At 61.2% G+C, this 24,852-nt stretch carries 13 protein-coding genes; 9 read left to right on the forward strand and 4 right to left on the reverse strand.

Translation table 11 applies throughout. From position 1 onward, the window contains the following. Positions 1 to 251 precede the first annotated feature (251 nt). From ACSBOB_RS20525 to ACSBOB_RS20535, 3 genes are all read left to right on the forward strand, one after another. The gene (locus ACSBOB_RS20525) at positions 252 to 590 is read left to right on the forward strand and encodes a hypothetical protein (RefSeq protein WP_442577934.1); all 339 of its coding nucleotides are present in this window, start codon (positions 252 to 254) and stop codon (positions 588 to 590) included. Then, positions 587 to 1,267, forward strand: a complete 681-nt coding sequence (locus ACSBOB_RS20530) for a hypothetical protein (RefSeq protein ID WP_442577935.1) — start codon at positions 587 to 589, stop codon at positions 1,265 to 1,267. Before ACSBOB_RS20525 ends, ACSBOB_RS20530 begins: the two co-directional genes overlap by 4 nt. Positions 1,268 to 1,691: 424 nt before the next feature. After that, positions 1,692 to 3,383: a capsular polysaccharide export protein, LipB/KpsS family gene (locus ACSBOB_RS20535; protein ID WP_442577936.1), complete on the forward strand. Its 1,692-nt coding sequence runs from the start codon at positions 1,692 to 1,694 to the stop codon at positions 3,381 to 3,383. A 326-nt stretch (positions 3,384 to 3,709) separates the two neighbouring features. Here the strand turns inward: ACSBOB_RS20535 and ACSBOB_RS20540 are convergent, their stop codons facing one another. The 3 genes from ACSBOB_RS20540 to rfbA all read right to left on the reverse strand — a co-directional run bounded on the left by ACSBOB_RS20540 (position 3,710) and on the right by rfbA (position 9,137). Then, a complete protein-coding gene (locus ACSBOB_RS20540) occupies positions 3,710 to 4,693 on the reverse strand; it encodes a glycosyltransferase family 4 protein (protein ID WP_442577937.1) in 984 nt (327 codons plus the stop codon). A gap of 130 nt (positions 4,694 to 4,823) precedes the next feature. Then, positions 4,824 to 8,210 carry a glycosyltransferase family 2 protein gene (locus ACSBOB_RS20545; protein WP_442577938.1) on the reverse strand — a complete coding sequence of 1,129 codons (3,387 nt, stop codon included), beginning with the start codon at positions 8,208 to 8,210 and terminating at the stop codon, positions 4,824 to 4,826. Between the two features lie 57 nt (positions 8,211 to 8,267). Continuing rightward, positions 8,268 to 9,137 carry a glucose-1-phosphate thymidylyltransferase RfbA gene (gene rfbA, locus ACSBOB_RS20550; RefSeq protein ID WP_442577939.1) on the reverse strand — a complete coding sequence of 290 codons (870 nt, stop codon included), beginning with the start codon at positions 9,135 to 9,137 and terminating at the stop codon, positions 8,268 to 8,270. Positions 9,138 to 9,327: 190 nt separating this feature from the next. Here rfbA and rfbC point away from each other — a divergent pair, with 190 nt between their 5' ends. The 3 genes from rfbC to rfbD are packed head-to-tail and all read left to right on the forward strand — an operon-like array spanning position 9,328 to position 11,836. Next, positions 9,328 to 9,879, forward strand: coding sequence for a dTDP-4-dehydrorhamnose 3,5-epimerase (gene rfbC, locus ACSBOB_RS20555; RefSeq protein WP_442577940.1), 552 nt, complete (start codon positions 9,328 to 9,330; stop codon positions 9,877 to 9,879). Continuing rightward, entirely contained in the window at positions 9,879 to 10,955 is a 1,077-nt protein-coding gene (gene rfbB, locus ACSBOB_RS20560; RefSeq protein WP_442577941.1) for a dTDP-glucose 4,6-dehydratase, read from the forward strand. Before rfbC ends, rfbB begins: the two co-directional genes overlap by 1 nt. After that, a complete protein-coding gene (gene rfbD, locus ACSBOB_RS20565; protein WP_442583780.1) occupies positions 10,952 to 11,836 on the forward strand; it encodes a dTDP-4-dehydrorhamnose reductase in 885 nt (294 codons plus the stop codon). The genes rfbB and rfbD overlap by 4 nt, the downstream gene beginning before the upstream one ends. A 35-nt stretch (positions 11,837 to 11,871) precedes the next feature. Here rfbD and ACSBOB_RS20570 read toward each other — a convergent pair whose 3' ends face one another. Then, positions 11,872 to 12,618, reverse strand: coding sequence for a class I SAM-dependent methyltransferase (locus ACSBOB_RS20570; protein WP_442577942.1), 747 nt, complete (start codon positions 12,616 to 12,618; stop codon positions 11,872 to 11,874). A 782-nt stretch (positions 12,619 to 13,400) separates the two neighbouring features. On the opposite strand from ACSBOB_RS20570, the gene ACSBOB_RS20575 reads away from it, so the two are divergent. The 3 genes from ACSBOB_RS20575 (at position 13,401) to ACSBOB_RS20585 (ending at position 24,846) form a co-directional block, all read left to right on the forward strand. Further along, positions 13,401 to 22,277, forward strand: a complete 8,877-nt coding sequence (locus ACSBOB_RS20575; protein WP_442577943.1) for a hypothetical protein — start codon at positions 13,401 to 13,403, stop codon at positions 22,275 to 22,277. A 276-nt stretch (positions 22,278 to 22,553) separates the two neighbouring features. Then, entirely contained in the window at positions 22,554 to 23,789 is a 1,236-nt protein-coding gene (locus tag ACSBOB_RS20580) for an MHYT domain-containing protein (RefSeq protein ID WP_442583781.1), read from the forward strand. A gap of 181 nt (positions 23,790 to 23,970) precedes the next feature. Continuing rightward, positions 23,971 to 24,846 carry an FAD binding domain-containing protein gene (locus ACSBOB_RS20585; protein WP_442577944.1) on the forward strand — a complete coding sequence of 292 codons (876 nt, stop codon included), beginning with the start codon at positions 23,971 to 23,973 and terminating at the stop codon, positions 24,844 to 24,846. The last annotated feature ends 6 nt before the right edge of the window (positions 24,847 to 24,852 follow it).

A 24,852-nucleotide genomic window follows, 5' to 3' on the forward strand; every position in this document is an offset into this window, starting at 1 on the left:
GATTCGTGGCTGCCATTGGGAGGCAGCTTGGGCGAACGGGCTGGTGTGACTGAGGAGGACTGGGTGCTGGTCGGCCCACTTCTGCCGGTTGGACGAGGGGGTGGCTGCCGTCCGACTCAGGACTATCGACGCTATTTCGAAGGCATGATGTTGATGGCGTACGCACGGGCGCGCAACGGCGCCTTCTTCCCGACGAGCAGAGCAAGTGGAACAGCGTCTTTGGCCGACATCGGCGATGGGTCGAGACCAGCGTGTGCGATGCGCTGCTCGAATCACTGGTCGCATTGGTCGAGTCTGATGGAGCGCGCGCCATGAGCGCACGGTTTGCGATGCCGAGCCCGCAGAAATTCAGTTTCCTTGGGATAGCCGGCGCATGGATGTTTATGCTCGGCTCGGTCGCTTGCGAGGTGGGCCACTGTGGGTTGATCGTTCAATTCTGCCGGTCCTATTCCCCTCAGCAAGATTTGGCGGCTGGGCCGCCGGATTTTGGTGCGGTCGGGGACCTTGTCAATGCCGAGGGCGGGATGGCGCGGGACAATGAAGACGAAGCCGTAGCCGCCGCGGACCTGCTCGAAGGTGGCGCCGCGTGATACCCCAGGGCTCCCCATCGCCCCACCCGATGGTGGTGAGCCGCCTCGATCTTGGGCGGAAGTACGACAATATCGGCGCACACCGTCTTCGGACGTTCGTCGACATCCTCGACACGCTCAAGCCCGAGACCAAGACCCTCGTCGATCTCGGCGCAGGTCACTGCAAGTTCAGCGCGCTCGCCGCAAAGCGCGGCTATGATGTGACCGCAGTCGATGGCCGCAACGTCCGCTTGCCCCCCGATATGGGATCGGTCCGCTTCGTCGAAAGCGATGTGCGCACCTACGATCCGTCCGGGTTCGGCGTGATCGCCAATCTCGGTCTCTTCTACCATCTTGAACTCGAGGCTCAGAAGGGTCTGCTAAGCCGCTGCACCTACGGTGCGCCCGTCATTCTGGAGACGCAGGTTCACGTGCCCGAGATTCTCGAGCCGCACGAAAGCCGCCCCTGGCACGCGATCGTGCAGCAGGGCAGCTATGAAGGCGTTCTCTTCCCCGAGAACGACAATCCGATGGCCTCGATCGGCAACCCGACCTCGTTCTGGCACACCGAAGATTCGATGCTGCGCCTGTTCGCCGATTGCGGGTTCAGGGAGGTTCAACTCGTCGAGCCGCTGTTCCGCTCCGGCTACGGCGCGCGGCGCTTCTATGTGCTGTTTTCGAACGAGCGCCCCGCCTAATGCGCTGTTCGAGGCCGGCGGCAGTCAGGCAACACTCATCGCCATTGCTGCCGGCAGGCTTCGTTGTGAGGGCGGAGACGAGGCAGCTAAGTTTTCAGACAATCGACGCCAGGCGAGCGGCCGAACTCATTCTAACCTCTGATTGTCGCCTGAAAACCTAGCGCATGCGTCCCTGTCTGCTGTAGCATGGGGGAAATGTGGCGACGGTCCGATGCTGCGAGGTGTCGGAGATTCAATCCGCGATGAAGATGACCCGTTGTCGGGCCCGGTAGCGCCATTGTTTGCGCTGCCGGCCAGGCAACTTGACGGAGGTGAAGCGAGCATATGCCGAGGAAATATCCAGCGCAGGACGGCCTACCGCGAGCCGTGCCCTCGCTTCGTAAGGCTTTGCCTCCCGTGGTTGCTGGTTGGGACGCGCGGATTAATGGTTGAGTTCTATCTGGATATACCTAGTCATCTATGGAATAAAGACAGCGCCCTGCATCAAGAAATATTAAATGGGTACATGTCGATAACAGAGGCGATATTACATACGAACAATTGTTTTGCGGTTTCTCCTCACAGATCTCGTATCAATGACGGATACAGCGCCGGAAGCGAAGGCGGCATATCCTATGTCTACCATGCCAGAGCACCCGGAAAGAATAGCTACTGCATCCGCCCGGGACCGATCAGGGGACTCTGGTATCTGGACAAGGATGGCTACAGCGGATGGAGCAGTATCGCGCGCGATTCTGAAGTTCGCAGCAGAGCCGGGAACTACGGCATTTTAGAATCGACCCAGCTGATCGATCATTACCGGACGAGATTTCTTGAGCGCAACGAATCGAAATATGTTCAGCAGGACGCAGTGCTTAAAATCGAAGAGGCGGAAGGCGCAGAGTTTATTTTCTTTCCTTTGCAGGTGAATGACGACGAAGTCTTGAATCTATCGTCATTTACCCAGGTCGACATCATGCGGCGCCTCGTTGACCTGAGCGAAGCGCACAAGCTCAAGGTCGTTTTTAAGCGCCATCCGCATTGCAGGTCCAAGCTGATCGAAAGTGCCCTCACATGGGCTGCGGGGCATTCGCACATCCAGATTTCGGACGCGTCCGTCCATCAACTGATACCCGCCGCGCGTTCGGTGGTGGTGCTGAATTCCGGCGTTGGACTCGAGGCGTTGATCCATGGCGCCGCCGTCTACAGCCTGGCCGCGAGCGAGTACCGCCATCTCACCAGGCCAGTCGACGACCTACGGGATTTGGAGGATGCATTCCTTGCGGCGCGGTCATCGCAATCGCAAGAGGTTACGCGGGGAATCGGATATCTTCTCTCAGAGTTTTTCGTAAATATCTCGGATCAGGATCGTTTGAGATCGATCGTCAGACAGCATTGCAGGGAATTTCAAGCACAAATTGCGATAGGCTCCCACGGCGCGTCCCCCGACGAAGCGACGCGGCTTAGAAATGCGACGACGCTGCTCCTTGCCATCGAGAAGCAGATCTCCGAGGTCGCCGACGTATTGCTCTCGAGCAAAGAATTTTTACACAAAACCGTCGACCAGGAACAAGCGGAATTATTGCTCTCCCGGGTCGCCCGTCTTGGCATCTCCAGAAAAAGAATCTTAAAGACTAATTATCCTGAAATAATACGAAAATATATAACACTATGCCACAAGGCTAAAGATCACGAGGAAGCCCTGAATTGGGCCAGGGCACTGGCCACTCATACGGGCGAATCCGATGACCTGATGTTGCTGGCTAAAATGCATTTCGTGATGGAACTGAACAAGGAAGGTTTTGACTACGCTCGCGCTGCTGCCTTTCATCAGAATGCCACCAGCGAAGCACTCACCTACTACTCCCGGCGGATCATTGGGAAATCACCACAACTAACCGAAACCGCCTTGGAATGCGCCGAGCGCGCGCACACTCTCGATCCGGATGATCCAATGCCGATGTGGCTCATGGCGCGGGCTCACCACATTAAGGGCGATGCCCACACGGCGTTGCGGCTGGTAATGGAAGCTCTGGGGCGTCATCCCGAGCATGACAAGTTGCTCGCGATCGAGAAGAAGATCAGGGAGAGCATTGCTCGAAAGCAGGGGCGCAATCGTCTGCCGTCTCCACGATGATGGCTACGCGCAGTTTCGACGGTATGCCGGCCGGATGTGGCGTCACCAGCCAAGGAACGTCGAGTTGCCCTGATGGCTCCATGAATTGCTCGACCACCGATCTGTCGGGATCACATCACGATCACAATGGCTTACAATGGCGACGAACCTTCCTTAACGCCAGACGGGACTTCTTCAACGGCATCGGCGCCGACAGCCCTCCTGCCCCTTTTTGTAAAATTCCACTGGCTTCGCCGCGACCATGGCCTCATCGCTCTGAGGGGCTGATCCCGTAGCGCTTTCATTGCGCCGATCACCGACGCCATCGTGGCGAGCGACCAATGTGGTCAAGAATCCTGCCAGCACATTTCCTGGAACAGACGCAGCTCGGAAAGTGCAGCCTTTCGGATCGAAAAATTCGCCGCGGTCTCCAATGCTGCCTGTTGCATGGTTCGCCGCTCGCGGCCTGGCAAGCTCAAAAACATTTGTACCGACTCGAGAATGTCGCGGTCACTTCGCGTATCTACAACAAGAGCATTTTTGCCATGCACAGCGTATTCGGCCGTCCCCCCAAGAACGGGAACAAGGGGAATGCAACCAGAAGCCATCGCTTCAAGCCCCGTTCGGCCAAAGGCCTGAAAATCGGACAAATCAAGGAAAAGGTCACACGCCCGCATGAATGCCGGCACTTCGGTGCGTTTCAGCCGGCCGCGATTTACAATTCTATCTGATGTTACAATACCTGCCGCTTCGATCTCCTCATCGCTGGAACCAAACACCTGCAACACGACCTTCTGTGGCACCGTGTCACGTAGAATGTGAAGTATCCTGGCGGTCCTTTGCGGAGCGCGCCTTGCGGTCCTCACTCTCAGCATGGCGCCGATACATATGTAGTCTCTCTCTATCGACAAATCGGGAAAATAAATTCCATGGTCGACGGATGGGAGAACCTTCCTCACCTTAACCCCGTGGGTAAGCTGGACCATATCGCAAAGCCATTTCGTCTTGGCAAAGAGCGTTGCGTTCTTCAGGGCACCGTAAGACGCGTGTGCTATGCGCCAGTTCTCGCTCTCCGGATGATAGAAAAGAGGCTCGTAATCCTGCACATAATAAGCGAGCTTCAGGGTCGCCCGCTCTTGCGGCGAGAGCGCCTCGAGAGCGGCCTGGACCTCCGCCACCGACCCATTGGTCGTTGCGATTGCAACATCGCAACCTCTCATCAAATCTGCGAGCGCTTTAAGCGAATCATAGGAACGCAACACGACAGCTTTTCCCCCGAACTCGGGATAGTTGTCGATGAATGAGCCCCAGTTCTTGGCATCCACTGCCACAACGCATTGCACCCCGAGTTCCGAAAGCCCAAGGGCCTCCTGCACAACGGAGTTGGCTCCACCGCTTGCCCCTCTGACAGGGAGAACAAAAAGGACGGAGGGTACTTTCGTCACAGATCCCACTCTCAATCTAGGTGTTGGTATTCGCCGCTCGATAAATCTTTCGAAGGGCCTTCCTGACGGTTATCAGGGAGCTTAGCTCAGAAAGGCTTTGCTGAAGGTCAACAAGATTGACATCGGCATGCTTGCTGGCGAGAGCCTTGCTGCCTTGCTTGGTTAGAACGGCTCTGCGCTTTTCACCGAAACTTGCCGACTTCTGATGGTATACATACACGTGATCGGCGATAACAAGCTTATGACCTGCCTTGGCTATCCTTATGCATAAATCTGTCTCCTCCCCGTATCCCGTGGGAAAGGAATGACCATCCAAGTATCCGACCTGCTCAAGGGCAGCCCTTCGAATGAGGGTACAAAATCCATTCAGCAACGGGACATAGGGGAACGCCTTCTCCGAAGAATGGCGAACATTGTCGGCGATATCCTCGATCGAAATGCCGGAAGGAAGAGGATTCGTACTCCATCCACCCTTGGCGTCTCTGACATCAGGAATGGATTGCCACGATGCGGCGTTCGAGAGCGGGCCGATCATCGCCGCGTCCGGGCGAGCGAACGCGGCCTCCAGCAACCCATCGAGCCAACCCCGGGTGACGATCGTGTCGCTGTTTAGCAGAACGATCCATTTGGACTGCGCTGCGCTCATCCCTCTGTTCGCAGCGTTTGTGTAACCTGTGTTCTGCTCGTTCTCGATGAGCCTGATCCACGGCACATCGGCAACGAAGCGACGCAAACGCTCGCGATTCAGGGCTGTCGACCCGTCGTCAACCAGCGTCACCAATACAGGTCGCCCGGTCGCGCGACCAATTGACGAAAGGCAGTCCAATGTCTCATCAATTGCGTTGAAGACCGGTATTACAATTTCGGTTGTTTCGGCGGAGTAGTCCTCGCTCCAACTCCATTTAACCGGGCTTTTTGCTGGCAGGCACTTTGATAAAGGCGCGGATATCCGTGCTTGATCCGCCCAGGGGATCAGGCCGACGGTGCGATCAAGCTGCGCGGCGACATTCTGATCTTCAAAAGCGTAGTATTGGTGCGACGTTATATCAGCATCAAGACGATTGGAGTGCGCACGCAATCGAACGGAAAATAGTGTGGCATCCACATCCCCCGTCCACGCAAAATAAAGATAGTAATCCGTGTCGGGATTATCGAGGTTCAGGCGCGCCTGCCGGCATAAGACGGCGGCATCCTCCGCCTTCAAGATAAACTCGACATGCCGCCCCGTACGGGTGACTGCGACGCGGCGTTTGATTACGAAGAGCCGACGGTCCTCGTAGGGCTGCAGCCCGGCCCGGCTCTGGAAGGTACGTTCGACGACAGCTATGTGGTCGATCTCGTATTTGACTTCCTGCGCGTTATCTTCAAAGCCGAAAGCGGAAGCACGCTGCGTATAAAATCCGAGACCAAGCGAGTTCGAAATCGAGAGCCGATATTTGTCCAGCTTGGTTTCCAGCCGAGCGAAGCCCTCCTTGATTTCACCGAAAACAGCGACGCCATAAGCGAGGGGGCCTTGTTCAGGCAGAGTGATGTCTCGCAGGTTTCCCTGGCAAAGGGCAACGCTCAAGGACGGACTTTCGACTTTGCAGCGAAAGGTCCAGTTGTCCGCAAGCTCCGAGACGCGAAATGTCGCTGCCCGCCTGTATGAACCCGTCCAATTGTTGAAGTCGCCGTTTGTCACTGCGTTGATCTCGTTCTCCTCGCGGCCGTCGGCTTCAAGGTGATGGCGAGAACCGGCTGTAAATCCGGGCTCACCCGCGGCTATCTGAGCTATATCGATCCAGCCGCCGGCCGGCGAAGTGGCCTCGATGATCAACGTCACCCGATGGATATCCGCAGCGCGAGGCAGTCGGATACGCATGGCCTGCACCGACCAGGTGGCATAGAGCGGAATGTGCTTGAATTGGGTCTCCTCAACGGTCGCGTCGACGCCCACCAGTGCGACCCGAAGGCCGGCGCCCCCGGCTTCGGAGGAACGTCCCTTCAAAACGACGGCAAGTACGTTCTCATCCGGGTCGACTATGAGCTCCTGGGCAAAGCGAAAGGAGGCCGGCTCAGCCTTCCTGTTTTCCACTCGCGCAAAATCAAATCCAGGGGCGCGCGATTTAAAAAGCGTAGCCCCGGCATCCAGATGGACATTCCAGTCGTCAGGCGCGGTTCCAGTCCAATTTCCCAGACTGCCGTTCCTGACCAGATCTTCACCCCGAAGCAGATTAAGTCGCCGAGGCGAGCCGGTGATTTGGGTCGACTCGTCAGAATAGCGGACTTCAAGCTCGACCGGCCGCCTCCGGTCCTCAACGATATGGGATAACGGAACCGGCAACCTGCCGCCGACTTGCGCCTGCGCAGTGCTCACCGAGCATTGCAAGACGCTGTCGACATAAACAAAAAACGTTTCCCGCTCTTGTGGCGCGTAAGCCAAAGAGAGTGACGCGTTCACTTCACCGCGGTCATTTCTTCCGATCTCAAGCCGGGCGCTCTGAGACAAAAGAGCCGAGGATACCTCTTTGAGAAACTCGCCTGATTTCGCCATGATTATACGTGCGCCGGACGAAACCAAAGATGACGGCGGGATGGGAGAAAGGTCGAAGTAATAGTCGTGCTGTCCAGGTTCCCCGGTTTCATTGTTGCTGCGAACATCCGGATGGATGGTTTTGTCACCCGCCACCAGCATGATCGACGGCGCAGGGCCGTCGGGTCTGGTTGTCTCGTACCCGGTGAAAAGCAGACTGCCGTCGCGCCAGCCCTTTACCTCAATTTCGATGCGCGGCCGATCAGCCGATGCGAGTGTGATAATAGCGGGAACCAAACAGGGGACAACGTTCACACCGGACGCAAACACCGCCACCGTATGCTCACGGTCATCGTATAAATCACTGGGAAACTCGAAACCAAAGCCATGCTTGGCTGCCTCGGCCGGACCGCGCTTGAAAGAATCGGCGGCAGCAACTTCAAAACGAAGCGCTCCGTCGATATGCACCGACACGACTACCGGTTTGCCGCGCTTGTCGTTGTCAACCACCCATCCGCGGACACCGTCCGCATTAATTTGGGTGACCGCCCCAAAAAAATTCGCTTCGCTCTCACCGACACGCAAATTGTCGAACTTGAAAGATCCAGAATAGATAGTATTGCTCGTACCAGAAATCGATATTCTGACGCGATGCTCCTGCCCATCAAAAAACGAAACTGGCGGAATGGCCGAATAGCCACAATATCCGTCATTCCCGCGACGACCAACCATCGTTGGTCGGAACTCCTTCGCAAGAATTGGAGCAAGATTGTGATCGTCGATTGATATATCGATAGACACACGTTTCAGAGGTGCGCTCGGATCCAATGCCCAACCGCGCAACTGGCTCGTCACCTTCTTGTTAAGGTCTCCGTATTGGACGGTTGTCATCGGCGATAGCCCCCGGAAACTGATCCTGGTCTTGCCTTTGGCTCGACCTTTGATGGACTACTCTGCTGATGCAATCTGGGACAAATAGGCGCCATACTCACTGTTTCCATACTTCGACCCGAGGGCGTATAGGTCCTCACGAGCTATCCAGCCGTTGCGAAAGGCAATCTCTTCCAGGCACGCGATTCGCAAGCGCTGTCGCCGCTCGAGAGCCCTGACGAAGGTTGCGGCCTCCAGCAGACTGTCCATGGTGCCGGTATCGAGCCAGGCGAAGCCGCGGCCAAATTTCTCGACTTGAAGATCGCCCCGCTCGAGATAAGCCCGGTTGAGGTCGGTGATCTCAAGCTCGCCACGCGCCGAAGGCTTGAGCCTGGCCGCCATTTCGGGCGCGTCGCCATCATAGAAATAGAGGCCGGTCACCGCCCATTCCGACCGCGGAACGGCTGGTTTCTCTTCTATCGAGATCGCTCGGTCCTCGGCATTGAACTCGACGACCCCGTAATGTTGCGGATCTCTCACCTGATATCCAAAGATGGTCGCCCCGCGCTGACGGCCGCTCGCCTTGGCGAGAAGGTCGACCAAACCGTGACCGTAGAAGATGTTGTCGCCAAGGATGAGGGCAGAGGGCTCGCCCCTTACGAAGGAAGCACCGATCAGATAAGCCTGCGCCAAGCCGCCCGGCTCGGGCTGAACTGCGTAGCTGATCTGGAGGCCGAGTTGCCCGCCATCGCCCAGCAAACGTTCGAATTGCGGGAGATCGTGGGGCGTCGAGATTACGAGGATGTCGCGAATGCCGGCCAGCATCAGAATGCTGAACGGATAGTAGATCATCGGCTTGTCGAAGACCGGCAGGAGTTGCTTCGATGTCGCTTTGGTGACCGGGTACAGGCGCGTGCCACTCCCTCCCGCCAGTATGATTCCCCTCAATTCGCGTCCTCGACATGGCGGTGGCGTTTGGGCCGTCTTCCAGGTTCGCATACAGGGTGTCGCTCGAATCTCCAAGCGATTCGGCTGTCCAAATTCCCATGGCAAGATGCGTCATATCTCGGCTACTGGACTTTTGGCGGCAGGAAATGTGATTTTGCCAGCGCATATGAGAACGCATCGGGCGGGGGAAATGGAGTTCTTTCAGCAGGCTATCCAAGGCGTCGTCGAGGTCCTGCCTATGCGGCTTGGCGACTCCCGTGGCTATTTCGCCGAGACCTTCAAGCGGTCCGCTTTCGAGGCGGCCGGCGTCCCTGCGGAGTTCGTGCAGGAAAACCAGGCGCGCTCTCAAAAAGCAGGCACTGTGCGTGGCCTTCACTTTCAGCTTGAGCCGATGGCACAGGCGAAACTTGTCAGCGTTGTCGCCGGCTCGGTTTTCGACGTGGCCGTCGACATCAGACGTGATTCGCCAACTTTTGGGCGCCATGTCTCGATCGTGCTGAGCGCCGAGCGTGGCAACCAGCTATTCGTCCCTGTCGGCTTCGCACACGGCTACTGCACGCTCGAGGCCGACACCATCATCCAATACAAGGTGTCGAAACCTTACGCACCGGAATACGATCGAGAGATCTTCTGGGGGGACCCGGATCTGGGCATCAACTGGCCGTGCCGGCCCGAAGATACAACGCTTTCCGCAAGGGACTTGGCGGCGCCGACGCTGACGGCAGCAAAGGACTTGTTTTGATGTCTCCCAGCCTCTCCAACGCAACAATCCTGGTCGCAGGTGGCGCGGGCTTCATCGGGACGGCAGTTATCCGACATCTGCTGGCTGACTCCGTGGCGCGTGTCGTCAACGTGGACGCCCTGACTTATGCCGCGAATCTAACCTCGCTTCCCGGGGCGACCGAGCACGTCCGATATGCGTTCGAGCGGGTCGATATCCGCGACGGCGAGGCATTGCGCAGCGTCTTCGAGCGTCACAGGCCAACGGCCGTCATGAACCTCGCGGCGGAGAGCCACGTGGACCGCTCGATCGACGGTCCCGGCGCCTTCATCGAAACCAATGTCGTGGGCACATATACCCTGTTGCAGGAGGCGCTGCGCCATTGGCGCGGCTTGCCGTCCTCCCAGCGCGAGACATTCCGGCTTCACCATATCTCGACAGATGAAGTTTTTGGATCGCTTGGTCCCGAGGGTCGCTTTGATGAGAAGTCCTCCTATCGACCAAACTCCCCCTACTCCGCATCGAAAGCCGCGTCGGACCACCTCGTCCGGGCATGGCACGAGACCTATGGGCTGCCGACGATCGTTACCAACTGCTCGAACAACTATGGTCCCTATCATTTTCCGGAGAAGCTCATTCCGCTGATGATCCTGCGCGGGCTGACGGGGCAGGAATTGCCAGTCTATGGCGACGGCGCAAACGTCAGGGACTGGCTGTTTGTCGAGGATCACGCACGCGCTCTCGGCCTTGTGCTGGAGCGTGGCGAGCCCGGCGAAACCTATAACATTGGCGGCGACAGCGAGCGAACCAACCTCGCGGTCGTCGAAACGATTTGCCAATTGCTGGACGCCTATGCGCCGCCTTTGGGTTTTGCCCGCAAGGATTTGATCCGCTTCGTCGCGGACCGGCCCGGCCATGACCAGCGCTATGCGATAGACGCTTCGAAGATCAGGCGGGAACTCGGCTGGCGGCCTCAAGAGACTTTCGAAAGCGGACTGACCAAGACCGTGCGCTGGTATCTTGCGAACCGGGATTGGTGGGCACCCTTGATCGCAAACGAGGAACGCAGCGCGCTCGCGAGGCAAGGACTGGGGTGACCATCCTTATCACTGGCAGTGCCGGGCAGGTCGGGCATGAACTTGTCACGATGCGCTGGCCCGAAGACGTCGCAATCGTCGCGCCCGCCCGTGGAAAGCTCGACTTGTGCGATGCGGTTGCGGTCGGCAGGCTGATTGCGGACCACGCGGTTTCGGCAGTCATCAATGCCGCTGCCTATACCGCGGTTGACAAGGCGGAGAAGGACGTCGCGGCGGCCTTCGCGGCAAATGCGCTCATTCCCGCGGCACTCGCCCAAGCGACGTGCTTGGCTGGCATCCCGCTCATCCACATCTCGACCGACTACGTGTTCGATGGAAAGGCGATTAGTGCCTACGAAGTCGACGCGCCGCTCAATCCGCTCGGTGTCTACGGTGCGAGCAAAGCCGCGGGCGAGTGGGCCGTTAGCCTCGGCAATCCGCGCTCGGCGGTTGTGCGTACGAGTTGGGTCGTGAGCGCACGACGCTCGAATTTCGTTCGGACGATGCTTCGCCTCGGTTTTGAGCGCGACGTCGTCAGGGTGGTGCAGGATCAGCACGGCTCTCCGACGCTCGCTGTCGACTTGGCTGAGGCGCTGTCGGTGATCGCGATGCGCATGATTGCGGACCGGCATGCTCCGACTGGCGTCTTCCACTTCACCAATGACGGTCCATGCACTTGGCACGATTTCGCAGCCGCCATCTTTGCTGCGTGCCGGGAGGCTGGTTATCCCGTCCCAAAACTCGAGGCGATTGGGTCCGCGGACTATCCGACGCCGGCGCGCCGGCCGGCCAATTCGGTACTCTCCACAGCGCGGATCGAGCGGGACTATGGGCTTAAACCCGCGTCCTGGCGTGAACGGCTGCCGATTCTGGTCCGCGAGATTCTCTCCAAGGGCCTTTGAAAAAAACGCCACTTTTTTGCAGGTCGAAAGATCAATCAATCTCGACGCGAAACAAATGTCAGTTGCCTTGGAAAACCAGGCGCCGGACTATAGTAGAAAATCTGGGTCGAAAGCCCAATGTCACCGAGCTTGTCTACGACATCAGAGCCGAAATCGGTGTAAACCAAAGACCGTCCGCCGGCGGTGCCGTTGCCATGATACACAGCAGGCAGCAGGAGAACATCATCATCCGAGCTTGTGTCGACGCGCGAAACCGTATCGTACCGGAGGCCGTCGTTCGCGGGAATTGAAAATATGTGGCGTCCGCCCTGCTTCAAGACCCTTCTTACCTCGGCGAAGGCCTGAAACGGTCTGCGAATATGCTCGAAAACGTCGGATGAAACGATAAGATCGAACGACTGGTCGTCATAAGTAAGCTTTTCAAGATTCTGACAAACCATCCCATCCCTCATGGCGCCTTCCGCCACGTCGTCCCAGTAGAATGATTGCTTGTATTGAGGCATACTGCGAAAGAATCTTCTAAAAGGCCCTACTATGCCGGGCTCATACAAGGCGAGGGGCTTGAAAGGTTCCGACTGGATAAGGGTGCCGATCGTCGATACGTCGTCTCCCGCGTATTCTCTTAGGATGGCATCAGCCTGAGCTCTGTAACGGAGCGAGCCGCGGCACATGGTGCACAGGAAGGTTTCACGCGTCCTGGGGTTTTCTCTTTTGAAGCGATTGTGTGTTCCGCATATATTGCAGTTGCCCTCGTATTCTTCCGTGACAAGTGAGGTACTCAACTCTTTTCTCCATGCACTGCGAATTCATCCGAACGGTCACGACTCTTGCTTTGCGGTACCGCGCAGCGAGAGCCGCCTGAGAGCCTGACCCGAAAAGGGTTGAGTGATTTCAGCAGGATGTGATTCCTTCGGATTTGCGAAGATTCGATGGATGACACGATGACCTGGGCCGCCCCTTCGGCGCCACTATGAACGTACGGGGCCGCGCTATTCAAGCGATCTGATCGACAGCCAGAGCGTCAAAGCCGTTGATACCGCTGCTTTCGGTGGTTTTGATGCTCTTGCTCCCGATAACGCCGGCACTCGGGCGGCCCCCCGCCTGGCGCGGTCATCGCCAGTCCGTTGTTGATCGTCCGAGGCAGGCCGCCGTCGCGCCATGCGTAGGACCGATCGGCCGGACTCGCCAGTTTCGGCAACTCAGATACGGCGCTCCCCTTGCCGCACGGTTGCGGCGACGGATTCGGTCCGGGCAGTCCCGATCTCGATCCTGCATCGCTTCCCGCCAGAGGGACCGAAACCCCGCGACGTCCACCTCCGCGACCAACACATCGACACCAAGGTCAAGCCATGGGATCTTTGCGGACAAACGGCGCAACAGGTTTCGAATAGGGATATTGTAAAACAAAAAAATACTTTCAAATAAAACTCGACCCACAAATATGTATACTGAAATATGTTTCTCTAGCCAATTTATATGAATTGAAGGTGATCGTCATTGATCCCGAAGGGAAATCGTCGTAAAAAAATCCGGGGAACGGTCGTTCTGGGTAAGGGCTTGGGGAATGGCAGTCTATGACTTTGCCGCGAACATTGGCGGCGCCATCAGCTTTGTGCCGGCTAACAATGACGTCCTGCACTTCAGCAGCGGCTACAGGGCTGCCAGCCTTCGCTTTGTCGTGGACGGGCTCGACCTGCTCGTCTTCAACGACGGAAATTTCGTTCGCCTGGTAGGCGTCGATTTCGCGACCCTGACGAACGCCTCCTTCGACTTCGACAACGGAAGCGTGGTCCGCCTGGATTCCGCCGCCGCCGACACGCTGACGGGGACCGCGCTGGAGGATTATTTCGACCTTCGAAAGGGCGGCGACGACATCGTAACCGCCGGCGCCGGCGCTGATACGATATATGCGGGAGCGGCGTTGAATGCTGCGGATCAGGTCGCCGGCGGATCCCAGTCCGTGCCGGGCGCAGCCGAGATCGATACGCTGATCGTGTCGGGCGTCTATGCCGGTCCCGTCGTGTTCAACGCCAATACGGTTACCGGTATCGAGGCGATCGAGGTCCAGCAGGGAACCAAGGCCTCATTCACGCTGCATAACAACACGGTGGCCAGCGCCGCCGGCGCGTTGCTGACGGTCAATGCGGCACAGCTCTCCGAAATCGACAGCCTGACGCTGGATGCCGCCGCCGTGACTGGCGGAACGGTGAATGTGACCGGCGGAGCCGGAAAAGACTTTATTTCCGGCGGCTCTGGCGCGGACACCCTTTCCGGCGGGGACGGACAGGATACGATCAACGGCGGCGGCGGCAATGACGTGATCTCCGGCGGCCTGGACGGCGACACGCTTGACGGACAGGGCGGCGACGACCGCTTCACCTTCAACCTCGCTCTGCCCAGAAGCGACTCCTCGCCGGCCGAAGCCGGTACCATCGACACGATCAAGAATTTCGAGGGCGCCGGCGTCGCAGGCGGCGACGTGATCGATCTGCCGTCTTTCGCCGCCCTCTTGCCGCTGGCCTTCAACGACAACCCGGCGGACCTGAACGATCCGCACCACTACAGCTTCACCTTCACCACGCTCGGCGCCGACGGCGTCCAGATGAACGAGAACTGGATCGGCGACGGCTTCGCCGACGTCCTCTGGCAATACAACTCCGGCCAGGCGCGGGTCGAAGTCTGGGTGGATGCCAACGACGACGGGCAGTTCAGCGAAGGCGACATCCTGATCTACCTGACCGGAATCAGCACGCTGTCGCAGGCCGACTTCGTCGACAATTTCCCGGCCTGGCGCGGCTACGACGACAAGAACGACACCTACACCTTCAACAATCTCGACAATATCGGCTACTCGCTGGGCGGCAACGACACGCTGTTCGGGGCGGGCGGCAACGACACGCTGCACGGCGGAGCCGACGACGACACGCTGAACGGCGAAGGCGACAACGACACGCTTTTCGGCGAAGCCGGCAACGACACGCTGAACGGAGGCGTCGGCGCCGATCAGGTCCTAGGCGGCTCCGGCAACGATATTCTGAACGGCGGCGACAATGACGACAGTCTCTACGCCGACGATTACAACCATGTCGACGCCGACGACATCGGCGCAACCAACACGCTGAATGGCGACGCCGGCAACGATCAGCTGAGCGGGGCGGCGGGCAAGGACACCCTCAACGGCGGCGCCAACGACGATGCCCTGTATGGCGGCGGCAACGACGACATTCTGAACGGCGACGCCGACAATGACACCCTTTACGGAGACGATGGCCACGACACGCTCAATGGCGGAACGGGCAACGATACGCTCTTCGGCGGAAGTGCTTACTATACGCCGGACGGCGACGACGAACTGGACGGCGGCGAAGGCTCGGACCTCCTGATAGGCCTGGCCGGCAAAGATATCCTGACCGGCGGCGCCGGCGCCTCTGCCGACACGTTCGGCTTCTGGGCTGGCGATTCTTCGTTCGCCGCCCCGGACGTGATCAAGGATTTCCACCAGACCGATGGCGACAAGATCGCGCTGTTCACCGACGTCAACTCCAGCGGTATCGCCAACGGTCGCTTCGGGCCTGAAAACAAGCCCCTGGCCTTCCATGCGCAGAAACTGCCGGCGGGCTTCAGCTACGCCGATGGTCTCGCCTTCCCGGGATACAGCGACCTGGGTTCCGGATTCGCGCAAGTCTGGTGGGGACATGTCGATGCTGGAGGCGGCGCTACCAAGACGGTCGTCATCGTCGACACGAACGACGATTCCGAACTGTCGGGCGGCGACTTCGTCATCGAGCTCGACGGCGCGATCAACCTGACCGCCAGCGATTTCGTGAGCGGCCAGTTCGCCGTCCTGGTCGGCACGCCCGGCGTCGACACGGCGCCCTCGACGGTCCTGCCGACCGGTACCGGCGACGACATCGTCTATGGCGTGGGCGGCAACGATAATCTGTCGGGGCTTGCGGGCAACGACGAGTTGCATGGCGGCAACAACAACGACACGCTGAACGGCAACGACGACAACGACATCCTTTTTGGCGAAGCGAACAACGATACTCTGGACGGCGGGAGCGGCTTCGACCAGCTTTACGGCGGGTCGGGCAACGATACGCTGAGCGGCGGGGACAGCGACGATACGCTCTATGCCGACGGGGCCGGCGGCACGGATGTGGCCAGCGCCACCAACACGCTGAATGGCGACGCAGGCAACGATCAGCTCTATGGCGCGCTTGGCAAGGACACGCTGAACGGCGGCGGCGACGACGATTATCTCTATGGCGGCCTCAATGACGACATTCTCAATGGCGATGCCGGCAAGGACCTGCTCCAGGGCGACGACGGCAACGACACGCTGAACGGCGGCGACGGCGACGATACGCTCTCCGGCGGCTCCGCCTATTACCTCGCCGACGGCAACGACATCATCAACGGCGGTGCGGGCGCCGACCTGCTGATCGGCCACTTCGGCAAGGACACACTGACCGGCGGCGCGGGCGTCTACGCCGATACGTTCGGCTTCTGGGCCAGCGATTCTTCGTTCGCCGCGCCGGACACCATAACCGACTTCCATCAGGCCGACGCCGACAAGCTCGCGTTGTTCGCCGACGTGTCGTCCAGCGGCATCATCGACGGCACCTTCGCATCCAAGCCGCTCGTCTTCCACGGCACACAACTGACCGGCGACTTCTACAAGGACGGCTTTGCACTGCCGGGATACAGCGATCTGGAGTCGGGGTTCGTCCAGGTCTGGTGGGGACAGGTCACGGTCGGACTGGCGACGAAGACAGTCGTCATAGCCGACACGGATGATGACGGCGTGTTGTCCGGCAACGACTTCGTCGTCGAGCTGACCGGCGCGGTCGCCCTGAAGGCCGGCGACTTTGCCGATGGGCAGTTCAAGGTGCTGGTCGGCACGCCGACCGCCGATACCGCGCCCTCCGCCACCCTGCCGACCGGCGCCGGCGATGACGTCGTCTATGGCCTCGCCGGCAACGACACTCTGTCCGGGCTTGCCGGCGACGATGTACTGCATGGCGGAAACAACAACGACACGCTGAACGGCAACGAGGACGACGACGCCCTCTTCGGCGAAGCGCACAACGATGTGCTGAACGGCGGCGCAGGCTTCGATCAGCTCTATGGCGGGGCGGGCAACGACACGCTGAGCGGCGGCGGCGACGCCGATACGCTCTATTCCGACGGGGCCGGCGGCACGGACGCGGCCAGCGCCACCAACACGCTGAACGGCGATGCGGGCAACGACCAGCTCGTCGGCGCCGAAGGCGTGGACACGCTGAATGGCGGCGACGATGACGATTATCTCTATGGCAAGAACAACGACGACGTTCTCGACGGCGGCAAGGGGGTCGATTTTCTCCAGGGCGACAATGGCAACGACACACTGAATGGCGGCGCCGACGACGATACGATCGTGGGCGGCTCCGGCGCCTACCTGGACGACGGCAATGACATCATCGACGGCGGCACGGGCGCCGACCTGCTGATCGGCCATCTGGGCAAGGACACGCTGACCGGCGGCGCGGGAGTCTACGCCGACACGTTCGGCTTCTGGGCCGGAGACTCCTCGCTCGCCGCGCCGGACACCATTACCGACTTCCACCAGGCCGACGGCGACAAGATCGCGCTCTACACCGACATCTCCGGCAGCGGCTTCATCAACGGCACCTTCGGACAGGGACACAGGCCGCTGGTCTTCCGAGGCCAGTTGCCGACCGGCTTCACCTTCACCAATGGCGCCGCGCTGACCGATTACAGCAAGGTCGGTCCGGGTTTCACGCAAGTCTGGTGGGGACAGGTCGATCTCGGCGGCGGCGCCAGGAAGACGGTGCTCGTCGCCGACACGGACGACAACGGCGTGCTGACCGGCAGCGACTTCGTCCTTGAACTGACCGGCGCGGTCAACCTCACCAAGGGCGATTTCGCGACCAACACGTTCAAGGCACTGGTCGGCACATCGGCCAACGATACCTCAAGCACCCTACCCGGCACGGCCGGCAACGACTGGATGTTCGGCGTCGGCGGCAATGACAGCATGTCGGGCGCCGGCGGCAATGACGAGATGTATGGCGGCATCGGCAACGACTCGATGACCGGCAGCAGCGGCGACGACGTGGTCTATGGCGAAAGCGGCAACGACACGCTGAGCGGCAGCAACGGCACCGACCAGCTCTACGGCGGCTCGGGCAGCGACACGTTGAACGGCGGCAACGACGCCGACACCCTTTATGCCGGCGATCCTTTCGATGCGGAAGCGGAAGCAGCCAGCACAATCAACACGCTGAACGGCGACGCCGGCGACGACCAACTCGTCGGCGCGGCGGGCAAGGATACGCTGAATGGCGGCGCCGACAACGATACCCTCTCCGGCGGCGGAAACGCCGACACTCTGTCCGGCGACGACGGCAACGACTATCTCGTTGGAGGTGACGGCAACGACATCGTCAAGGGAGGTGCGGGCGAAGACACGCTGGCCGGCGGCTCTTCCGCATACCTCGCCGACGGCAACGATGTCCTGGATGGCGGCACGGGCGCCGACCTGCTGATCGGCCATCTGGGCAAGGACACGCTGACCGGCGGCGACGGCGTCTACGCCGACACGTTCGGCTTCTGGGCCGGAGATTCCTCGCTGGCCGCGCCGGACACTATCACCGATTTCCACCAGGCCGACGGCGACAGGATCGCGCTCTACACCGACATCTCCGGCAGCGGCTTCGTCAACGGCACCTTCGGGCAGGGCAACAGGCCGCTGGTGTTCCGCGGCCAGTTGCCGACCGGCTTCACCTTCAGCGATGGCGCCGCGCTGGCCGAATACAGCAAGGTCGGACCAGGCTTCACCCAGGTCTGGTGGGGACAGGTCGATCTCGGCGGCGGCGCCAGGAAGACGGTCCTCGTCGCCGACACCGACGACAACGGCGTGCTGACCGGCAGCGACTTCGTCCTTGAACTGAGCGGCGCGGTCAATCTGACCGCAAGCGACTTCGCCAGCGGGACGTTCCGGGCGCTGGTCGGCACCTCGGCGAACGATAACTCAACCACCCTGCCCGGCACGGCTGGCAACGACTGGATGTTCGGCGTCGGCGGCAACGACAGCTTGTCGGGGGCCGGCGGCAATGACGAAATGTATGGCGGCATCGGCAACGACTCGATGACCGGCAGCAGCGGCGACGACGTTGTCTATGGCGAGAGCGGCAACGACACGCTGAGCGGCAGCAACGGCTTCGACCAGCTCTACGGTGGCTCGGGCGACGATACGTTGAGCGGCGGCAACGACGCCGATACGCTTTATGCGGACGATCCTTTCCACAGCGATTTCGACGATCCCACGGCCATCAACACGCTCAACGGCGACGCCGGCAGCGATACGCTTTACGGCGGGGCCGGCAAGGACACGCTGAATGGCGGCGCCGACAACGACACGCTGTCCGGCGGCGCCAATGACGACATCCTCAGCGGCGGCACCGGTGTCGATCAGCTATTCGGCGGCGACGGCGACGACGTCTTGAGCGGCGGCACGCTGGGAGACGACCTGGACGGCGGCAATGGCAGTGACACCGCGGACTATTCCGCGTCGGCCGGCGTGGACGTCTCGCTCGACGGATCGCTGGTGGCGACCGGCGAAGCTCTGTCCGATACATTCTCGAGCGTCGAAAACCTTACTGGATCGAGCGTCGGCGCCGACAATCTCGCCGGCGACGACGGCGACAACGCCCTGCGCGGGCTTGGCGGCGCGGACGTCCTGTTCGGCCGGGGCGGCAACGACCTGCTGGCGGGCGGAGCGGGAAAGGATACGCTCGACGGCGGGACCGGGGTCGATACCGCCGACTATTCCGACAAGACGGACGCCGTCGTGGTTGTCCTCAAAGGGTCCGCGGACGCTTTCGCCGTGGTCGGCGGCGTTGCCGAGGATACGCTGAGGGAAATCGAAAACCTTATCGGAGGCTCTGCCGGCGACACGCTGACGGGCGATGACAACGCCAATCGCCTCGACGGGGGTACTGGCTCGGACAAGTTGGCGGGCGGCTTGGGTGACGACATCTACGTTGTCGACGTTGCCGGCGACGTGGTCACCGAGGGAACTGGCGCCGGTTCCGACACGGTGTTGGCCAAGGCCAGCTACACGCTCGCATCCGGAAGCGAGATCGAATTCCTTGAGGCAGCGGCTGCCGACGGCACCGCGGCGATGGATTTGACCGGGAATGCGTTCTCGCAGACCATCACCGGCAATGCCGGCAACAATGTCATCAAGGGCGGCGGCGGTCTCGACACCATGCAGGGGTTGGGAGGCAACGACACCTATGTCGTCGACAGCGCCGACGACATCGTGGTGGAAGGAACCGGACAGGGCACGGCAGACATTGTTTCCACAAGCGTGACCTACGCGCTCGGCGCGGCTGCGCAGGTGGAGACGCTTCGCACGTCATCGAATGCCGGCACCACGGCGATCAATCTGACGGGAAACAAGTTTGCCCAGACCATCATCGGCAATGCCGGAGCCAATCTCATAAAGGGCGGCGGCGGCCTCGATACAATGCAAGGGCTGGGCGGCGACGACACCTATGTCGTCGACAGCGCCGACGACATCGTCGTGGAAGGAACCGGCCAAGGCACGGCGGACGTCGTCACCACCAGCGTCAGCTACGCGATCGGCGCGTCGGCGCAGGTGGAGACCCTTCGCACGACATCGAATGGCGGCACCACGGCGATCGATCTGACCGGAAACTCCTTTGCCCAGACGATCGTCGGCAATGCCGGCGCCAACCTGATCAACGGCGGTGGCGGACTGGACACGCTCCAGGGCCTCGGCGGCAACGACACCTATATCGTCGACAGCGCCGACGACATCGTCGTGGAGGGAAGCGGACAAGGCACGGCGGATGCCGTTAAAACCAATGTCAGCTATGTCCTTGGCGCGGCTGCGCAGGTGGAAAACCTTTCCACGACCTCCAGTGCGGGCACGGGGGCACTGAATCTCACCGGAAACGGCTTTGCCCAGACAATCACAGGCAACGCCGGCGCCAACGTGATCAATGGCGGCGGCGGTACGGATACGCTGCAAGGTCTCGGCGGCAACGATACCTATGTCGTCGACAGCGCCGACGACATCGTGGTGGAGGAAGCCGGACAAGGCACGGCGGACGTGGTGATGACGAGCGTAAACTACACGCTCGACGCAGCCGCGCAGGTCGAAACGCTCAAGGCCACGAACAGCGCGCTCACGACGGCGATCGGCCTGACCGGGAACGGCTTCGCGCAGACCATCATCGGCAATGCGGGGGCCAACGTCATCGATGGCGGCGGCGGTCTTGACGTTCTGCAGGGACTTGGCGGCAACGACACCTACTATGTCGACAGCGCCAATGACGTGGTGGTCGAGGCAGGCGGCGAAGGCGCGGACATCGTGCTGGCCTCGGTCACCTACAGCCTCGCGGCGGCGGCTGAGGTCGAGACGCTCAAGGTCACGGACAGCGGCGACTTCTCTTCGGTCAACCTCACCGGCAACCTCATCAACCAGCTCATCGTCGGCAGCGCCGGCGCAAACCTGCTCAAGGGCGGCGGCGGGCTCGATACGCTGCAAGGGCTCGAAGGCGACGACATATATGTCGTCGACAGCGCCGACGACATCGTCGTGGAGGCGGCCGGCCAGGGTGCGGCCGACCTCGTGACGACAAACGTCAGCTACGTGCTTGCTGCCGGTGCGGAGATTGAAACCCTACGCACGACGTCCAACGCGGGCACCTCGGCAATCAACCTGACCGGCAACACCTTCGCACAGCAGATCATCGGCAATGCCGGCGACAACGTCCTGCATGACGGCGGCGTCGGCGGCACCGACACCCTTATCGGTCTCGGCGGCAACGACACCTATCGTGTCTACAACGCGCTGGACGTGATCGTCGAAAGCGCGTCGCAAGGCACGGCCGACCGCGTGATGACCGCCGTCGACTACGCTCTGGGCAGCGGCGTGTTCATCGAACTGTTCACCACCAACGGTTCGACCGGCACCTCGGGGATCGATCTGACCGGCAACGACGTCGCTCAGCAGATCGTGGGCAATGCAGGCGCCAATATCATCGACGGCAAGGGAGGCAACGACACGCTGCAGGGCCTGGGCGGCAAGGACACGTTTGCCTTCACCTCCACGCTCGGCGCCGCGAACGTCGACACGATTACCGACTTCAACGTCGTCGACGACCGTTTCCTGCTCTCCCAGTCTGTGTTTGCCGTGTTGAACACGGGAACGCTTGCGGCAGCGGCGTTCAGGGCGAACACGACTGGTCTGGCGCAGGCTTCCTCAGATCGCATCGTCTACGAGACAGATACGGGAAAAGTCTTCTACGACGCGGACGGCGAAGGTGGCGCGTCCGGCATCCATTTCGCCACGGTGGCTGTCGGCCTCGCCCTGACCAACGCCGATTTCCTCGTGGCCTGAGCGAGGCTGCCGATATGCCGTGAATCGTAGCGAGCAATCGGCCGATTGCATGCTCCGGTTCCCCCGAACGCAACGGCGAACGTCGGGCGGTGCGTATCCCAGCGCACCGGACCGGCAGGTTGGCGGGCGTGGAAAAGTGCCGGAACGGGATCGCTCAATCCCCGGATAAGTCCCCCGCTCCGCCGGCTTATGCATTGCAAATGGGGTCCTCGGCTGTAAACTCGTGTCAGGGAGAAGGCGCGCGGACAGGTGGATGTCTCGCGCGCAGGTACCGGCATGTTCGTAGGGCACAATCCCTACCTGGTTGCGCTTTCGGTGGTGATCGCGAGCCTGGGAGGGTATACAGGTTTCGGGCTTGCGGCCCGGCTGCGTGGTGCGCCCGGCGAGAGCCGGCGCATGCTGCTTGCCGGCGCCGCGTGTTTTCTGGCGATCGGCATCTGGACCATGCATTTCGTCGGCATGCTGGCCGCGCCGATCCCGCCCGACGCCGTCTATCTGGTGCTGCCCACGGTCGTCTCATTCCTGATCTGCGCCCTGGTGGTGGGCGTGTCGCTGTTCTTCGTCTCGATCGGCGAGCCCTCCGGCATTCGCATCGCCGCCTCAGCCCTGCTGCTCGGCGCCGGCATCGTTTCCATGCACTATGTGGGCGTCCACGGCCTTTCCGGGAATTTCCACATCGAGCACAATTTTCCGATGATCGTGCTCGCCGTGCTGATCGCGGTCGGCGCCGGCTATGGCGGCCTGCGCGTTTTCCTGGCGCGGCAAGGCGGGACGCGGCTGGCGCTGAGCGCCGCCGCATTCGGCATCGCCGTCTCGGGCATGCACTATACCGCGATGGCCGGCATGCGGTTCGTGGCAGGCGAAGGCCACGGGCACATGGCCGCCGGCTTTGTGGCATCCGCCCAGGGGCTTGCGCTCATCGTCGCCCTCCTTTGTTTCTTCATCGTCGCCGGGTTCCTGCTGTTCCTGGTCCCCGAGCCACGCCCGCGCGCCGCGCTGCAAAGCGTCGACCTGGCTCCGGGCAGCGCTTTCGGCGACGGCATCGATGGAGGGCGCGCCGTCTCCCCTGCGCGCGCGGAACCGGCCGTCCCGGAAGACCGGTGGCCTTTGCCGCTGGGCGGCCTCGGCCAGCCGAAACAGGTGATCGCCGCCCGGCTGCCGATCGAGGTGGCCGACGGAACACAGTTCGTCGATGCCGCCGACATACGCAGCGTGAAGGCCGACGCGCATTACACACTGATCCATGATGGCAGCCGCGAGCGCATGTGCCCGTGGTCGATCTCGCAGGCGGAGGCACAGCTTGATCCGGCGATCTTCGTGCGGGTCCATCGCAGCCACATCGTCTCGATCCCGCACGTCGCGCTGATCCGCAAGGAGGGCGACGGCGCGGTGGTCGAACTGGACGGGCCGGCACCGCATCTGGTTCCGGTGAGCCGCGCCAGGATCGCCGAACTCAAGGCGCGCCTCGGTCTCCATCGCCGTGGCCCGCAATCCCAGGCGCTCGCCAGATAGGTCACTGCGCCTGTCGCAATTCGTGCAGGAAACCCCGCAACTGGTGCAGTTTCCGGCTCTTCGTGACGCCGCCGCGCTGCCTGTCTTGCGCCCTCCATCCGCCCGGAACACCCTCTCCGGCAAATGTCCCCCATCGGCCTCGCAGCCGATATCGGCACCGAGAGGGACAAGCGGAGGAAACATGATACCGGGACCTTTCACCTATCACCGGCCGGCGTCCGTCGCCGATGCGATCAAGCTGCTCGCCGATCTCGGCGACGAGGCGCGGCCGCTTGCCGGCGGCCACAGCCTCATCCCGATGATGAAGCTCAGGCTCGCCACGCCCGACCATCTCGTCGACCTGCACGGCATCGGCGGACTGAAGAGCATCGGCCGTGACGCAGGCACCGGAGGCGACCGCGTCGTCATCGGCGCCATGGCGACCCAGCACGACCTCCTCGCCTCCGAAGTGATTGCATCCTCCTTGCCGATCCTCCAGGAGACGGCGCTGCTGATCGCCGACCCGCAGGTGCGCTACCGGGGCACGCTCGGCGGCAACGTCGCCAATGGCGATCCCGGCAACGACATGCCGGCGCTGATGCTGACGCTCGGGGCCGATTACCGCCTGGAGGGCCCGGACGGCAGCCGCACGGTGGCGGCACGCGACTTCTACCAGGGCGCCTATTTCACCGCGCTCGAACCGGGCGAGATCCTCACCGAAGTGTCGGTCCCCGTACCTCCCGCCGGGCACGGCTACGCCTACGAGAAACTGAAGCGCAAGATCGGCGACTATGCCACCGCCGCCGCGGCCGTCGTGCTCACCATGTCCGGCGGCCGGGTCGCGACCTGCTCCATCGGGCTCACCAACCTGTCGGAGACGCCACTGCTGGCCGAGGACGCGGCCGCTACGGTGATCGGCACCAGCCTCGACGCGGCAACGCTGCAAAAGGCTGCGGACGCCGCCCGCGCGATCATGGAGCCGGCCGGCGATGGCAGGGGCCCGGTCGAATATCGAAAGCATGTCGGCGGGATCATGGTGATGCGGGCGCTCCAACGCGCCGCGTCGCTGGCCGCCTGAGGGGAG

It is taken from the genome of Mesorhizobium sp. KACC 23794 (assembly GCF_052180275.1).
In the GTDB taxonomy this organism is placed as follows: Bacteria; Pseudomonadota; Alphaproteobacteria; order Rhizobiales; family Rhizobiaceae; genus Kumtagia.

Coding starts and splice junctions, on each gene's coding strand:
- ACSBOB_RS20535 (WP_442577936.1), top strand. CDS start 1,692: ATGGTTGAGTTCTATCTGGATATACCTAGTCATCTATGGAATAAAGAC.
- ACSBOB_RS20545 (WP_442577938.1), bottom strand. CDS start 8,210: ATGACAACCGTCCAATACGGAGACCTTAACAAGAAGGTGACGAGCCAG.
- rfbC (WP_442577940.1), top strand. CDS start 9,328: ATGGAGTTCTTTCAGCAGGCTATCCAAGGCGTCGTCGAGGTCCTGCCT.
- rfbB (WP_442577941.1), top strand. CDS start 9,879: ATGTCTCCCAGCCTCTCCAACGCAACAATCCTGGTCGCAGGTGGCGCG.
- ACSBOB_RS20575 (WP_442577943.1), top strand. CDS start 13,401: ATGGCAGTCTATGACTTTGCCGCGAACATTGGCGGCGCCATCAGCTTT.
- ACSBOB_RS20580 (WP_442583781.1), top strand. CDS start 22,554: ATGTTCGTAGGGCACAATCCCTACCTGGTTGCGCTTTCGGTGGTGATC.
- ACSBOB_RS20585 (WP_442577944.1), top strand. CDS start 23,971: ATGATACCGGGACCTTTCACCTATCACCGGCCGGCGTCCGTCGCCGAT.